General features: G+C 72.6%; 12 protein-coding genes. 3 read left to right on the plus strand and 9 right to left on the minus strand.

What is annotated here, in order from left to right:
* Positions 1 to 74: 74 nt before the first annotated feature.
* The 3 genes from ectB to OHA17_RS30295 all read right to left on the minus strand — a co-directional run bounded on the left by ectB (position 75) and on the right by OHA17_RS30295 (position 3,272).
* The gene (ectB, locus tag OHA17_RS30285; protein WP_398876626.1) at positions 75 to 1,343 is read right to left on the minus strand and encodes a diaminobutyrate--2-oxoglutarate transaminase; all 1,269 of its coding nucleotides are present in this window, start codon (positions 1,341 to 1,343) and stop codon (positions 75 to 77) included.
* Positions 1,340 to 1,861 carry a diaminobutyrate acetyltransferase gene (ectA, locus tag OHA17_RS30290; RefSeq protein WP_398876625.1) on the minus strand — a complete coding sequence of 174 codons (522 nt, stop codon included), beginning with the start codon at positions 1,859 to 1,861 and terminating at the stop codon, positions 1,340 to 1,342. Before ectA ends, ectB begins: the two co-directional genes overlap by 4 nt.
* 313 nt (positions 1,862 to 2,174) lie before the next feature.
* Positions 2,175 to 3,272 (minus strand): pyridoxal-phosphate-dependent aminotransferase family protein, encoded by a 1,098-nt coding sequence (locus OHA17_RS30295; protein WP_406509171.1) that lies wholly within the window; start codon positions 3,270 to 3,272, stop codon positions 2,175 to 2,177.
* A 101-nt stretch (positions 3,273 to 3,373) separates the two neighbouring features.
* On the opposite strand from OHA17_RS30295, the gene OHA17_RS30300 reads away from it, so the two are divergent.
* Positions 3,374 to 4,459: an amidohydrolase family protein gene (locus OHA17_RS30300; protein ID WP_406509172.1), complete on the plus strand. Its 1,086-nt coding sequence runs from the start codon at positions 3,374 to 3,376 to the stop codon at positions 4,457 to 4,459.
* Here the strand turns inward: OHA17_RS30300 and OHA17_RS30305 are convergent.
* Positions 4,437 to 5,630 (minus strand): MFS transporter, encoded by a 1,194-nt coding sequence (locus tag OHA17_RS30305; protein ID WP_406509173.1) that lies wholly within the window; start codon positions 5,628 to 5,630, stop codon positions 4,437 to 4,439. The two genes, OHA17_RS30300 and OHA17_RS30305, sit on opposite strands and share 23 nt — an antisense overlap.
* Before the next feature lie 121 nt (positions 5,631 to 5,751).
* Positions 5,752 to 6,348 (minus strand): TetR/AcrR family transcriptional regulator, encoded by a 597-nt coding sequence (locus tag OHA17_RS30310; RefSeq protein WP_406509174.1) that lies wholly within the window; start codon positions 6,346 to 6,348, stop codon positions 5,752 to 5,754.
* Between the two features lie 362 nt (positions 6,349 to 6,710).
* Here OHA17_RS30310 and OHA17_RS30315 point away from each other — a divergent pair, with 362 nt between their 5' ends.
* Positions 6,711 to 7,694, plus strand: coding sequence for an SCO1860 family LAETG-anchored protein (locus OHA17_RS30315; protein ID WP_406509175.1), 984 nt, complete (start codon positions 6,711 to 6,713; stop codon positions 7,692 to 7,694).
* A 440-nt stretch (positions 7,695 to 8,134) separates the two neighbouring features.
* Here the strand turns inward: OHA17_RS30315 and cobC are convergent, their stop codons facing one another.
* Positions 8,135 to 9,679 (minus strand): Rv2231c family pyridoxal phosphate-dependent protein CobC, encoded by a 1,545-nt coding sequence (cobC, locus tag OHA17_RS30320; protein WP_406509176.1) that lies wholly within the window; start codon positions 9,677 to 9,679, stop codon positions 8,135 to 8,137.
* 87 nt (positions 9,680 to 9,766) lie between these two features.
* Here cobC and OHA17_RS30325 point away from each other — a divergent pair, with 87 nt between their 5' ends.
* Positions 9,767 to 10,489 carry a ZIP family metal transporter gene (locus OHA17_RS30325; protein WP_053724040.1) on the plus strand — a complete coding sequence of 241 codons (723 nt, stop codon included), beginning with the start codon at positions 9,767 to 9,769 and terminating at the stop codon, positions 10,487 to 10,489.
* Positions 10,490 to 10,494: 5 nt separating this feature from the next.
* Here the strand turns inward: OHA17_RS30325 and OHA17_RS30330 are convergent, their stop codons facing one another.
* The 3 genes from OHA17_RS30330 to OHA17_RS30340 are packed head-to-tail and all read right to left on the minus strand — an operon-like array spanning position 10,495 to position 14,725.
* Positions 10,495 to 12,102, minus strand: coding sequence for a cobyrinate a,c-diamide synthase (locus OHA17_RS30330; RefSeq protein WP_406509177.1), 1,608 nt, complete (start codon positions 12,100 to 12,102; stop codon positions 10,495 to 10,497).
* On the minus strand, positions 12,096 to 12,704 hold the full coding sequence (gene cobO / locus OHA17_RS30335; protein ID WP_406509178.1) for a cob(I)yrinic acid a,c-diamide adenosyltransferase: 609 nt from the start codon (positions 12,702 to 12,704) through the stop codon (positions 12,096 to 12,098). The genes OHA17_RS30330 and cobO overlap by 7 nt, the downstream gene beginning before the upstream one ends.
* Positions 12,704 to 14,725: a putative cobaltochelatase gene (locus tag OHA17_RS30340; protein ID WP_406509179.1), complete on the minus strand. Its 2,022-nt coding sequence runs from the start codon at positions 14,723 to 14,725 to the stop codon at positions 12,704 to 12,706. Before OHA17_RS30340 ends, cobO begins: the two co-directional genes overlap by 1 nt.
* Between the last annotated feature and the right edge of the window lie 11 nt (positions 14,726 to 14,736).

A 14,736-nucleotide genomic window follows, 5' to 3' on the forward strand; every position in this document is an offset into this window, starting at 1 on the left:
TGGTGCCTTTCTCTCTTCGCTGTCTGCGCAGGCTGGGTACGCAGGCTGTGTATGTCGGTGGGGTGCGGGGCCGGTCAGACGGTCGCGGCGACCGCGCGGGCCAGCGTCCGCAGGCCCTCGTCCAGTTCGTCGGGCGTGATGGTCAGCGGCGGCAGCAGCTTGACCACCTCGCTCTGCGGCCCGGAGGTCTCCAGGAGCAGCCCGAGCTCGAAGGCGCGGGCGCAGACCTCGGAGGCGCGGGCCGGGTCGGCGAACTCCAGGCCCCAGACCAGGCCCCGGCCCCGGTAGCTCGCGCCGAGCCGGCCGTGCTCGGCGCACAGCGCGAGCAGCGCCTGCTCGACCTGCTCGCCGCGGGCCAGGGTGTGCTTCTCCATCTGGCCGTCGGCCCAGTACGCGTCGAGCGCGGCGGTCGCGGTGACGAACGCCGGGTTGTTGCCGCGGAAGGTGCCGTTGTGCTCGCCGGGCTCCCACACGTCGAGCTCGCCCTTGAACAGGCAGAGCGACAGGGGGAGTCCGTAGCCGCTGATCGACTTGGAGACGGTGACGATGTCCGGCACGATGCCCGCCTCCTCGAAGGAGAAGAACGCGCCGGTGCGCCCGCAGCCCATCTGGATGTCGTCGACGATGAGCAGCATGTCGCGGCGCCGGCACAGGTCGGCGAGCGCGCGCAGCCACTCGGCGCGGGCCACGTTGATGCCGCCCTCGCCCTGCACGGTCTCCACGATCACGGCGGCCGGCTTGTTGAGGCCGGAGCCCTGGTCCTCCAGGAGCCGCTCGAACCACAGGAAGTCGGGCACCCGGCCGTCGAGGTAGTTGTCGAACGGCATCGGCGTGCCGTGCACCAGCGGGATGCCGGCCCCGGCCCGCTTGAAGGCGTTGCCGGTCACCGCGAGCGAGCCGAGCGACATGCCGTGGAAGGCGTTGGTGAAGGAGACGATCGACTCGCGGCCCTTCACCTTGCGGGCCAGCTTCAGCGCGGCCTCCACCGCGTTGGTGCCGGTCGGGCCGGGGAACATGACCTTGTACGGCAGGTCGCGCGGGCGCAGGACCACGTTCTGGAACGTCTCCAGGAACGCCCGTTTCGCGGTCGTCGCCATGTCCAGGCCGTGCGTGATGCCGTCCCGCTCGATGTAGTCGATCAACGCCCGTTTCAGTACGGGGTTGTTGTGGCCGTAGTTGAGTGATCCGGCCCCGGCGAAGAAGTCCAGGTAGCTGTGGCCGTCCTCGTCGGTGAGGCGGGCACCCTGCGCGCGGTCGAACACGGCGGGCCAGCCGCGGCAGTAGCTGCGCACCTCCGATTCGAGCGACTCGAAGACACTGAGGGCGGGCGGGGTGATGGTCACAGCGATTCTCCCTGGGGGTGGAGGGGGCCGATGCGGTAGAGGACTTCGGGCTGGTGCCCGTCGTCGGGGAACAGGCCCGCATCGAAGAGGAGTTCACGGTCGAGAGTGGCGCCGCGCCGCTTGGCGTACGAGGTGAAGAGCCGGTCGGAGGGGGTGTTGTCCGGCGACACCGTCGTCTCGACGCCGGTGATCCCGTGCGAGGCGGACACCTTCGCGGTCAGCGCTTCGAGCAGCAGTCCGGCGAGCCCGTGGCCCCGGTGGGCGTGGTCGACGGCGACCTGCCAGACGACCAGGGTGCCGGGACGCTCGGGCCGTACGTAGCCGGTGATGAACGCGATCGGCTCGCCGGCGTCGTCGCGGGCGACGGCGGAGGTCCCGGCGAAGTCGCGGCACCAGAGCAGATAGCTGTACGAGGAGTTGAGGTCGAGTACCTCGGAGTCACGGGCGATGCGCCAGATCGCGGCTCCGTCCTCCACTCGTGGGCTTTCGATACGGACTGCTGTTTGCGCGGCGGTCATGCCGAGGGAATTTACCGACCGGAAATTGAAATCGCATTCCCGTGAGGGGGTGTGCCAGAAGGTCATCCGTGTTATCACGCGAGCATGCGCGCGAACCGGTTTGTCCGGGAATTACCGGACAAAAGGGCAGGGTTGTGGAGTCGATCACACCCCTGTGACGGCCCCGGAACCTTGTTGAAACCTTTGCGTTTGAGGTCGGAAAGTCGGGGCAGAAGAAAACGGGAAGCTGCGATGGATAGGCAGCTTCCCGTTGTGTGGATCGTTTTGCGGAATTCAGTTGTGATTTACCCGCCGGAGGAACGCGGAAAAAGTGTCACCAGGTTTCGGAAACGGCCTTGCGGGCAGCTTCCAGGTCCACCGCGATTCCGTACTCGCCGAGTGCCGCCCCCAGCGCCGCGAGCGAGGACTGGACGACGCCGCGGGTGGCGTCCACGCCGTAGTGGTTGACCCGGATCATCGTCGAGGCCAGCGCCCCGCCACCGGCGATCAACGGCAGCGAGGGGTCGGAGGCGAGCGCCTTGGCGACCAGCTCCGAGGCGTCGACTCCGGCCGGGGCGCGCAGAGTTGTGGCCACCGGGGCGGCGTCCGCGGCCTCGTGGACGTACGGGGTGAGCCCGCCGCCCAGCGCCACGGAGCCCGCCCGGGTCGCGGCGGCGGCCGAGGCGTGCCGGGCCGTCACCGCGGCCAGGCCCTCGGACTCGATGCGCTCCACGCACGCCTCAAGGGCGAGCATCTCCAACTGCGCGGGCGCGTGCAGCAGGGCCTTGCGGCCGCCGTCGATCCAGCGCTGCTTCCAGTCCAGGAGGGAGAGGTAGGAGCGGCGCGGTGCGTTCGGGTTGGCGGCGATCCGCTCCCAGGCACGGGCGCTGACCGAGACCGCCGAGACGCCGGCCGGGCCGCCCATCGCCTTCTGTGCGCCGATCACGCACAGGTCCACGCCCCAGGCGTCGGGCAGCAGCGGCTCGGCGGCCACCGAGGCCACCGCGTCCAGCATGAACAGGGCGCCGTGCCGGCGCACGACCTCGCCGATCTCCGCGACCGGGTTCGTATTGCCGGTCGCCGCCTCCGCATGAACGAGCGAAACGAAATCGATCTCCGGGTGTTCGGTGAGCGATCGATCGATCTGCTCCGCGGTGACCGCCGCATGGAACGGCACCTCCAGATCGATCACCTCGGCCCCGCAGTCGCGCAGCCAGTTGCCGAAGGTCTGCCCGTACGGCCCGGTCACCACGTTCAGCGCGGCGGAGCCGGGGTGCGCGGCGCCGCGGATGCAGCCCTCCAGGGGGAGCAGTGCCTCGCCCTGCATGATCACCACGTCCTGCCCGGTGTCGAGCAGGGCGGCCACGCGGCGCTCGATCGCCGCGAAGTGGTCGGCGGCCAGCGGGGCCAGATCCAGGAGCGGGTGTGTCACGGCGATGCCTTCTTCGATCAGGTCGGGGGTCGAGTCGGGGGTCGAGTCGGGTGTTCGATCCTCTGGATGGAGACTACCCAGCGCCTCGTACAGTGCTGACCATGAGCGATCGCACGGTGCTGCATGTGAAGGGGCGCGTCCTCGCGGGACCCGAGGATGTACGGGACGAGCTGTGGGCGGTCGACGGGCGGATCACCTACGAGCGGCCCCCGGGGGAAGCCCTCACCGTGACCGGCTGGGTGCTGCCGGGCCTGGTCGACGCGCACTGCCACGTCGGGCTCGACAAGCACGGCCCGGTGCCGGACGAGGTGAGCGAGAAGCAGGCCCTCACCGATCGCGACGCCGGGACGCTGCTGCTCCGCGACGCGGGCTCGCCCTCCGACACCCGCTGGGTCGACGACCGCGAGGACCTACCGAAGATCATCAGGGCGGGCCGGCACATCGCCCGCACCCGCCGCTACATCCGCAACTACGCCCACGAGATCGAGCCCGGCGACCTCGTCGCCTACGTCGCCCAGGAGGCGCGGCGCGGCGACGGCTGGGTCAAGCTGGTCGGCGACTGGATCGACCGGGACGAGGGCGATCTGACCGCGTGCTGGCCGCGCGGCGAGGTCGAGGCCGCGATCGCCGAGGCCCACCGGCTCGGCGCCCGGGTCACCGCGCACTGCTTCGCCGAGGACTCGCTCAGGGACCTGGTCGAGGCGGGCATCGACTGCGTCGAGCACGCCACGGGCCTGACCGAGGACACCATCCCGCTGTTCGCCGAGCGCGGCGTGGCGATCGTCCCGACGCTGGTCAACATCGCCACGTTCCCGCACATGGCCGACGGCGGCGAGGCCAAGTTCCCCGACTGGGCCGCCCACATGCGGCGGTTGTACGAGCGCCGCTACGACACGGTGCGCTCGGCCTACGACGCGGGGATCCCCGTCTTCGTCGGCACGGACGCGGGCGGCTCGCTCGCCCACGGCCTGGTCGCCGCCGAGGTCGCCGAGCTCGTGAAGGCGGGCATCCCGCCGGTCGACGCGCTCTCGGCGACGGCCTGGGGCGCCCGGGCGTGGCTCGGCCGCCCCGTCCTCGAAGAGGGCGCCCCGGCGGACCTGGTGGTCTACGACCAGGACCCGCGCGCGGACGTCCGGGCCCTTGCCGCGCCGAGCCGGATCGTGCTCAACGGGCGCGTTGTGGGCTGACCAACTCCCGTTCCGGGATGGTGAGTTCACGGGCGCGCCGGCGGGCGGCCAGCTCGGGCAGCAGGCTGAGGACGCCGAGCGCGGCAAGCCCCGCGCCGAGCCACAGCGGCGCCCGGAGGCCGAAGTGGGTGACGCCGACCCCGCCGAGCGAGGAGCCGATGCCGACGCCGAGCGTGATGAACGAGGCGTGCACCGAGTTCACCAGCGGCCGGGCGTTGGCGATGCGCTGGACGCGCGTGACCATCGCCGGGTTCATGGTGACCCCGACAAGGCCGATGCCCAGCATGAACACCACGGCGGGCAGGGCGAGGTGGGCGAGCAGCGCGAACCCGGTGAGGAAGAGCAGGTTCAGCGCGAGCCCGGCCGCGAGCACGTTCAGGGCGTACCGGTCGGCGAGCCGGCCGACCACGTGGTTGCCGATCACGGTCGCGGCCCCGTACGCGATGAGCAGCACCGGGACGGCCCCGCTGCCGAACCCGGTGACCTCGGTCAGGATCGGATTGAAGTAGCTGAACGCGGAGAAGGTCGCGCCGATGATGAACGTGCTGGTGACGAGCGCCAGCCACAGCCCGGGGCGCCGGAAGACCGCCAGCTCCTTGACGAAGCCCCCGCCGTCCTCGGCCCGGCCGAGCCGGGGCACCCCGGCAAGGGTGCACAGGGCGGCGGCCACGGTCAGTACGGTGATGGCCCAGAACGCGGTGCGCCAGCCCAGGTGTTCGCCTATCAGGGTGGAGAGCGGCAGCCCGAGGAGGGTGCCGAGCATCAGCCCGTTGAGCGCGACGGACGTGGCCCGGCCGCGTTCCTCGGGGCGGGCCAGCTGGGCGCAGATCGACAGCGAGACACCGAAGAACGCCTGCGAGGCCGTGCCCGTGACGATCCGGGCGAGCAGCATGACCGCGTACGTGGTGGCGGTCGCGGCCAGCACATTGCCGACCAGGAAGACGCCGAACAGCACCATCAGCGCCTGTCTCTGCGGCAGCCGCATCACGGTCACGGTCAGGAACGGGCCTCCGAACGCCATCGCCAGCGCGAACGCGGTGATGAGATAGCCGATTTGGGGGACGGTGACATCGAGGCCCGCCGCCATCTGCGGCATCAGTCCGGCGACGACGAACTCGCTGGTGACCATGGCGAAGATCCCCAGGGCCAGTACGTAAACGGCGCGAGGCATGACAGGTGTGCTCCTGTTCGGGGGTGTTGCTGGTTATGGATTGTTCAGTACAAAACTGGGGCGTGCGTCAACTGGGCGGAATTCGGCGGGACTTGACGGGAGTTGACGGAGGGTCAGTGGCTCAGTGGGCCAGGGCGTCCATGGCCGTGTCGATGATGCCCTCCAGGTCGGCGCGGTCGGCGCCGCCCTGGCCGGCCACTCGCAGCCCGGCGATCACCGAGTTGAGATAGCGGGCGAGGGTGAGCGGATCGCGCCGGGAGGTGATCTCGCCGGCGCTCCGGCCGGTGGCGATGACCGTACGCAGTGCGTCGAGACGCCGGGCCAGGTCGCGTTCCAGGAGGGCGGCGGCCCTGGCGTCGCGGCGGGCGAGCTCGACCGTGGCGTTGACCGCGAGGCAGCCGATGCCGCGCCCGTCCCGGCGCTCCTTCATCTCGCCGTCGACGACCGTGGCGAACAGGGCCCGGATCCGTTCCAGAGGGCCGAGCCGCTCGTCCTGGAGGAGTTCGAGCTGGGTCGCCGTCATCATGTCGACATAGCGGCCGAGTGCCCGCTCGAAGAGGTCGTGCTTGCTGACGAACGTGTTGTAGATGCTGCTGCGGCCCAGTCCGGTGGCCTCGCACAGGTCCTGGGTCGAGGTGGCCTCGTAGCCGTTCGCCCAGAAGGCGCGCATCGCCGCGTCCAGGGCCCGCTCCTCGTCGAACTGTCTCGGTCGGGCCATGGTCGTACCGTAGCACCGTTTTGAATCGAGCTGTCCAATACATTGCCCGGTTGACCGGACGTTACGCGTGGCGCGGCTGGGTCGTTGAAGTTCTTCATGCGTACGCCGGGGTGGTGGGGCGGCGTATGGGGTGCGGGGCGATGTCGGGGGTGACGGAAGGGAACGCCCGTGTCGAAAGAATCGAATATGGGAACGGAAACCACCCTTTGGGATGAACTCGCGCCAGGTGACCGCCAGTTCACTCTCAGTGCGTAAAGATTCGGTGTCCCAAGTCGCCGGTGCGCCCCTCGATTCGCAGGAGTCCCACGAGTCCCCGTGGCGGGCGTCCGGCCAGTCATGTCTCCTGTGGGGGTTCCACCACTTTGAACAGCAACAACTTCGGCCTGCCCTTCTGCCTGCCCGCGAACGGTCCGGCCACCCGTCGTCCGGCGGGCCGCCGCTCCGCCGCGGTCGCGGCCTGCGTGGCGCTCGCCGCCGGGCCGCTGCTGCTCGCCGCGCCCGCGCGGGCCACCGGCGTCGAGGGTGGGGGCGGCGGCCGGGCGAGCGCCGTCGTGCTGCGCACCGGGCTCGATGTGTCCCTGCTCGACAAGGCCGTCGACGTACCGCTCAAGGCCACGCTCAACGAGGTGCAGGCGCCGGCCGGTGCCGAGAAGACCGCGCTGACCGTGAAGCTGGACGGGGTCGGCGGCGGGCAACCCGTCGATGTCCTGAAGGCGGACGTGGCCACGGCCGGGGCGAGCGTCGACGCGAAGCGGGCGGAGGGGTCGTCGCGGCTGGTCAACGCCCGGCTGCACGTGCCCGGGCTTCCGCTGCTCTCCCTCGTCGAGGTGCGGGAGGTGACCTCAAGCGCGGTCTGCGAGGCGGGCCGTACGCCGGTCGCCAAGTCGAATGTGCTGGGGGCGGTGACCGTGCTCGGCAGGAAGGTCACGCTGTCGGCGGGCGGGGCCACGAGGGTGCGGGTGCCGGGGGTCGGCGAGGTCGCCCTCGACCTGTCGAAGGCCACGACCACCTCGCGCACCGCGGCGGCCGTCGCCCTTCAGCTGAAGGTCTCGGTCAACCCGCTCCATCTGAACGTCGCCGTCGTCAAGGGCGAGGTCACCCTCGCCGAGGCGACCTGCGAGTCGCCCAAGGCGCCCGCGAAGCCGACACCGGCCGCGGCGGACCCGGACGCGGGTCCCGTCTCCACGGCGGTGAAGACGCAGAGCGTCGCGGCGGATACGAAATTGGCGGAGACCGGGGGGAGTTCTGCCACGCCGTACCTCGCGGGTGGGGCGGCGGTGCTGCTCGTGGGTGGGGCGGGGGCGCTGGTGCTGACCCGGGTGCGGGCGCGGGGCGGCCGGGACTGACCCCTCCGGGGGGCGGGCGGTGCGAGGGGATGCGTGCCGCCCGCCCTCCGGTCCCCGGCAGGATGCGGCGAGGGCTTCCCCGGGGCTGCGCCCCGGACCCGCGATGTCCTTCGGCCTGCGGGCGGTGGATGGCTGGTCGCGCAGTTCTCCGCGCCCCTAACGCCGCCTCTGACCGCAGACCGTGCGTGGTTGCTCGCGCCCACGCGGCGGAGCCGCACAATGTCACAGCCCCGCGCCCCTAGCAGCGTCCATGCTGGCCAGCACCGGAGCATTTCAGCCCGTCCGGCGTTTGAGGACGAGCGCCCTTCAGGCGCGAACGGGGTCTGGGGCGGAGCCCCAGGAAACCCGGCTTCCCCCCTTTCACCCCCGGAGGGTCTCGGGAAGGGGTGGGGTGGGGGCATCCGGGGTCTGGGGCGGAGCCCCAGGGTGGGCTCCCGGGCTCAGCGGGCCGTCAGGGTCAGGGACTGGTCCAGGGCCTGGAGGAAGCGGTTGGTGGTGGCGCGGTCGCGGACCGCCAGACGCAGCCACTCGGGCCCGAGCCCCGGGAACGTGTCGCCGCGCCGAGCCGCGAACCCGAGCGTGCGCAGTCGTTCCCGGACTTCCGCCGCGCCCTCGATCCGTACGAGTACGAAGGGGCCCTCGGCCGGCTCGACCGCCGTCACCTCGTCGAACTCCGCGAGCCCGGCCAGGAGATGGGCCCGGTCCTCCGCGGCACCCACGGCGGCCGCCTCGGCCTCCGCCAGCGCCCGGGGCTCCATGCAGGCGCTCGCCGCGACCAGCGCCGGAGTCGACACCGGCCACAGTGGCTGGGCCCGCTGGAGGGCCGCGATGGTCTCCGGGTCCGCCAGTACGTAACCGATCCGCAGCCCCGCCAGACCCCACGTCTTGGTCAGGCTGCGCAGCACGACCAGGCCGGGCAGGTCGGTGCGGCCCGCGAGGGCCTCGCGCTCGCCCGGCACCGCGTCCAGGAACGCCTCGTCCACCACCAACGTCCGCCCGGGACGGGCGAGTTGGGCCAGGGTACGGGCCGGGTGCAGTACGGACGTGGGGTTGGTCGGGTTGCCGACCACCACCAGGTCCGCCTCCTCGGGGACGGCCGCGGGGTCGAGCCGGAAGCCGTCCTCGGCCCGCAGCAGAACCCGCCGCACCTCGTGCCCCGCATCGCGCAGCGCCGCCTCCGGCTCGGTGAACTGCGGGTGCACCACGATCGGGTGACGGAACGTCAGGGATCGGGCGAGCAGGACGAATGCCTCCGCGGCCCCCGCCGTCAGCAGCACCCGCTCCACCGGGAGGCCGTGCCGCGCCGCCACCGCCGCGCGCGCGGAGCGCCCGTCCGGATAGGCGGCGAGGCCGGTCAGCGAGTCGGCGATGCGCTCCCGCAGCCAGGCCGGGGGAGTGCCGGTGCGGACATTGACCGCGAGATCGGTCAGCTCGTCGCCGTCGTCGCGGACCTCGGCGTCGCCGTGGTGACGCAGATCGTGCTGGGCCTCGGTGGCAGGCATGGACATGGCTTCGCTCCTGGTGGGGGGTCCGTCGCGTCCGTCCGCGAACGGCCGGAGGCGGGGTCGACGTACGATCGCACACGTCGCCATGGCGGCACGGCCGGCGGGGCTCGACTTCCGCTTGGGCACGAGCAGTTCACCACCCCCGGCAAGGGCTGCGGCCTCCGCCACGGAGCCGGTGCCGACGGCGGCACGTACGTCGTCCGAGCCGTGCGGCACCGGGACGGCCGCGAGCTCGTCGGCGGCGTACGCGACGAGCGGAACCCCGAGCTTCGCCGCGGCTTCGACGACGCTCGGCTCCCTCGACCTGGCATCCAGGGTGGCCAGTTCGGCGACGGCGCGCGGATCGAGGCCCGCGTCCGACAGCGCCGCCTCGATCAGCCCGAGCACCTCGTCCTCGGACACGCCCTTCGAGGCGCCGACGCCCACGACGAGCGGCGCCCCGGCGTGCTGGGGGATGCTGATGCGGACGGCGTCGGCCATGGAGGGATCCTCGCAGGCCGATCCGGAGTGGCGGCGGGGCCGGAGATGGACGTGCGGAGTGCGGGCCCCGTCGGTTAGCAAGGGCGCATGGCGGTATTCGTCGCGCTCGGCGCGTTCCTGATGACCCTGGTCGGCGGCTGGACCGCCCAGCGGGTCACCGACCGGCGCCACCTGGTGCTCGGGCTCGCGGGCGGACTCATGCTCGGCGTGGTCGGGCTCGACCTGCTGCCGGAGGCCCTGGACGCGGCCGGCGACGACCTCTTCGGGGTGCCCCGCGCGCTGCTCCTGTTCGTCGGCGGCTTCCTCTTCGCGCACGTCGTCGAGCGGGTCCTCGCCGTGCGCCAGGCCGCCCACGGGGCGGGCGAGCACCGGGCCCCGCAGGTCGGCGTCACCGTCGCCTCCGCGATGGTCGGGCACAGCCTGATGGACGGCATCGCCATCGGCGCGGCCTTCCAGGTGGGCGCCGGCATGGGCGTCGCCGTGGCGCTCGCCGTCATCACCCACGACTTCGCCGACGGCTTCAACACGTACACGATCACCAGCCTGTACGGGAACGAGAAGCGCAAGGCGGTGGCGATGCTGTTCGCCGACGCGCTCGCCCCGATGGTGGGAGCCGCCTCGACCCTGCTGTTCACTCTTCCGGAGCAGCTGCTCGGCAGCTATCTGGGCTTCTTCGGCGGCGTGCTCCTCTACCTCGCCGCCGCCGAGATCCTCCCCGAGGCCCACCACGAGCACCCCGCCCTGTCGACGCTGCTGTGCACCGTCGCGGGCGTGGGGTTCATCTGGCTGGTGGTGGGCATCGCCGGCTGAGTGCGTCACCTGGCGCAGCCCGCGGTGAAGCGGCGGGCGACCTCCGGGTGGGCCGCCCAGTGCGTGTGCAGATAGCTGGCGTGCACGCCCTGCCGCACGAAGCCCTCGACGCGGCGCTCCGGGTGCACGATGCCCCACGCGGGGTCGGCGCCCGCGCCCGGCTCGATGACGGTGCGGTGGAACTCGTGGCCGCGCAGCCGCGTCCCGGCGACGGCCAGGCTGTTGTCCCGCACCGCGACGGCCTCCCGGTACCCGAGGGTGAGCCGCCCCGACATCCGCGCGTCGGCGTCGAGCACCCCGCACATGGGCTCCCCGTCGAGCGACCGCGCGAGGTAGAGCAGCCCCGCACACTCGGCGGCCACGGGCGCCCCCGACCGCGCGAGCTCGGCGACGGCCTTGCGGAGCCGTTCGTTGGCCGAAAGCTCGGCGGCGTACATCTCGGGGAAGCCCCCACCTATCACCAACCCGCTTGTTTCCGGGGGGAGTTGCTCGTCCCGGAGCGGATCGAAGGTGACGACTTCCGCGCCGGCGGCGGTGAGGAGTTCGGTGTGCTCGGCGTACGAGAACGTGAAGGCGGAGCCACCGGCGACGGCGATGAGGGGCCGCTGCGCGGAGCCTTTCCCCACCCCGCCCCTTCCCGCTGCGACACTGTGCGGCTCCCCCGCGTGGGGGGCCTTGCCCCCCGGCCCCCAGTCCTCAATCGCCGGACGGGTTTGATTTCGCCGAGCCTGAATCTCGGCCTCAGCCGCAATATCCAGCCCTTCCGGCGCACCATTCAGCCCCTCCGGCGTTTGAGGAGCTGGGTCCGGGGCGGAGCCCCGTGCCCACCGGCCCGAGGCCGACGATCCATCCGCCGGAGGCTTGCGGGAAGGGGCGGGGTGGGGGAGCTCAAAGGTCGGATCCCACGCCTGCGCACCCAGCCGCGGAGCCGACCGCGCCAGAGCCAGGAGCGCATCCAGATCGCACCCCGCCCGCACCTGCTCCCCCATGGCCGCCACCGCGTCCACCGCATCGGCCCGCCGCTCGGCGACCGGCACCAGACCCAGGTGCCGGGACGGGGTGTCGACCTGAGGGGCGCGGCGCAGGGCGCCGAGTACCGGGACGCCGACGTCGTCCATCGCCTCGCGCAGCAGCGCCTCGTGCCGGTCCGAGCCGACCTTGTTGAGGATCACCCCGCCGATCCGCACCTCCGGGTCCCACGACGCGAAGCCGTGGACCAGGGCGGCCACCGACCGGGACTGCGACGAGGCGTCCACGACGAGCACCACCGGGGCGCGCAGGAGCTTGGACACCTGGGCGGTGGAGGCGAGTTCGCCGAGCCCGCTCGCCCCGTCGTACAGGCCCATCACGCCCTCGACCACGGCGAGGTCGCAGCCGCGCGCCCCGTGCGCGAACAGCGGGGCCACCAGCTCGGGCCCGCACATGTACGCGTCGAGGTTGCGGCCCGGCCGCCCGGTCGCCAGGGAGTGGTACCCGGGGTCGATGTAGTCGGGCCCCACCTTGTGCGGGGACACGGCGAGCCCGGACCGCGCGAACGCGGCCATGAGGCCCGTCGCGACGGTGGTCTTCCCGCTGCCCGACGACGGGGCGGCGATGACGAGACGTGCTACCACTCGATGCCCCGCTGGCCCTTCTGCCCGGCGTCCATCGGGTGCTTGACCTTGGACATGTCCGTAACGAGGTCCGCGTAGTCCAGCAGTTGCTGCGGCGCGTTGCGGCCCGTGATGACCACGTGCTGGGTGCCCGGCCGGTCGCGCAGCACCGAGACGACCTCGTCGACGTCGACCCAGCCCCAGTGCAGCAGGTAGGCGAACTCGTCGAGGACGTAGAACTTGTACGTCTCGGCCGCCAGGTCGCGCTTGACCTGCTCCCAGCCCTCGCGGGCCTTCTCCTCGTGGCTCGGCTCGCCCTCGGCCGGCTCGCGCTGGATCCAGGACCAGCCCTCGCCCATCTTGTGCCAGTCGACGGGGCCGCCCTCGCCGGACGCCCCGAGCACCTTCAGCGCGTTCTCCTCGCCGACCTTCCACTTCGCCGACTTCACGAACTGGAACACCCCGACCGGCCAGCCCTGGTTCCAGGCGCGCAGCGCCATGCCGAACGCGGCCGTCGACTTCCCCTTGCCGACGCCCGTGTGCACCATGACCAGCGGCCGGTTGCGGCGCTGACGGGTCGTCAGACCGTCCTCGGGTACGACACTGACCTGTCCCTGCGGCATTAAGCGGCCCTCCTCGAAGTTCCAGTTGCGTCCTTGACGAGACCGGCGATGGAGTCCGCCCGCAGCTCGTCCAACGTGACGGCGGTGCCGCCGAGTTCGCGGGCAAGGTCCCCGGCGAGCCCCAGCCGCACCATGCCCGACTCGCAGTCCACGACCACCGACGCGGTGCCCTCGGCGGCGTGCAGCCGGGCCGCGCGGGCGCCGAGCGCCACCGGCTCGGGGCCGCCGGTGGCCCGGCCGTCGGTGACGACCACGAGCAGCGGCCGCCGCGAGGGATCGCGCAGCCGCTCCACGCGCAGCACGTCGTGGGCCTTGAGCAGCCCCGCCGCGAGCGGGGTGCGCCCGCCGGTGGGCAGCGTTTCGAGCCGGGCCGCGGCCGCGTCCACCGACGAGGTGGGCGGCAGCGCCAGCTCGGCGTCCTTGCCGCGGAAGGTGATCAGGCCGACCTTGTCGCGGCGCTGGTAGGCGTCGAGGAGCAGCGAGAGCACCGCGCCCTTGACCGCGCTCATCCGCTGCCGGGCCGCCATCGACCCGGACGCGTCCACCACGAACAGGACGAGGTTGCCCTCGCGGCCCTCGCGGGTGGCCTGGCGCAGATCGTCACGGCGCACCACGAGACCGCGGCCCGATCGCCCGCGCGCCCGCTGGTGCGGGGCCGCCGCCTGCACGGTCGCCGTCAAGTGCAGCTTGGTGAGCGCACCTTGGGGGCGGCGCGAACCGGTCGTCCTGCCGTGGTCGGTACGGGCCCGCGAGCGCCGGCCCGCCGCGCCCTCGCCGAGACCGGGCACGCTCAGCATCTTCGTACGGAACGGCTCGGCGGCCTTCACCGCGGCCCGCTCACCGGGACCGCTGGGGGCGGGGGCGGCCGGCGGCTCCACGGCGTCGGAGGATTCCGACGGCTCGGGGGATTCGGCCGGGCTCTCCGGGGAGTCGCCCTGCGGCGGCACCCCACCGCCTCCGCCACCGCCACCGGGGCCTTCGGGGCCCGGGTCCGGATCGTCGTCGCCCTCGTCCTGGAACTGCTCCAGGGTCTCGTCGAGCTTGTCCTGGTCGAGGCCCGGCGCGTCGAACGGGTTGCGCCTGCGCCGGTGCGGAAGCGCGAGCAGCGCGGCCTGCCGGACGTCCTCACTCGTCACCTCGGTGCGCCCCGCCCACGCGGCGAGCGCGGTGGCGGTGCGCGCCATCACGATGTCGGCGCGCATGCCGTCCACCTCGAACGCGGCGCAGGTGGCGGCGATCTGGAGCAGCACCGCGTCCCCGAGCGAGACGGAGTGCAGGAGCTCGCGCGCGGCCACGATCCGCCCGCGCAGCGCGCCCTCCTCGTCGGCCCAGCGTGCGGCGAACGCGGCCGGGTCGTCGTCGTACGCGAGGCGGCGGCGCACGACCTCGACCCGCTGCTCGGGCTCGCGCGAGGCGGCGACCTCGACGGTCAGGCCGAACCGGTCGAGCAACTGCGGCCGCAGTTCGCCCTCTTCGGGGTTCATCGTGCCGACGAGCAGGAACCGCGCGGCGTGCCGCACCGATACGCCCTCGCGCTCGACGTAGGACGAGCCCATCGCGGCGGCGTCGAGCAGCAGGTCGATGAGGTGGTCGTGGAGCAGGTTGACCTCGTCGACGTACAGGATGCCGCGGTGGGCGTCCGCGAGCAGGCCCGGCTCGAAGGCCTTCACGCCCTCGCCGAGCGCGCGCTCGATGTCGAGGGCGCCCACCAGACGGTCCTCGGACGCGCCCACCGGGAGCTCGACCATGCGCGCCGCGCGGGCGGTGCCGGGACCGCTCTCGTGCGGCCCGTCCGGGCACTGCGCGTCGGGCGCGGCCGGGTCGCAGCTGAAGCGGCAGCCCGCCACGACCGCCACCTCGGGCAGCAGATCGGCGAGCGCCCGTACGGCGGTGCTCTTCGCGGTGCCCTTCTCGCCCCGGACAAGCACGCCGCCCACGGCCGGGCTCACCGCGTTCAGGAGCAGCGCGAGGCGCAGGTCGTCCATGCCGACGACGGCGGTGAACGGATACCGGGTGCTCATGTGCCGATCTC

It is taken from the genome of Streptomyces sp. NBC_00212 (assembly GCF_045206365.1).
Lineage (GTDB): Bacteria > Actinomycetota > Actinomycetes > Streptomycetales > Streptomycetaceae > Streptomyces.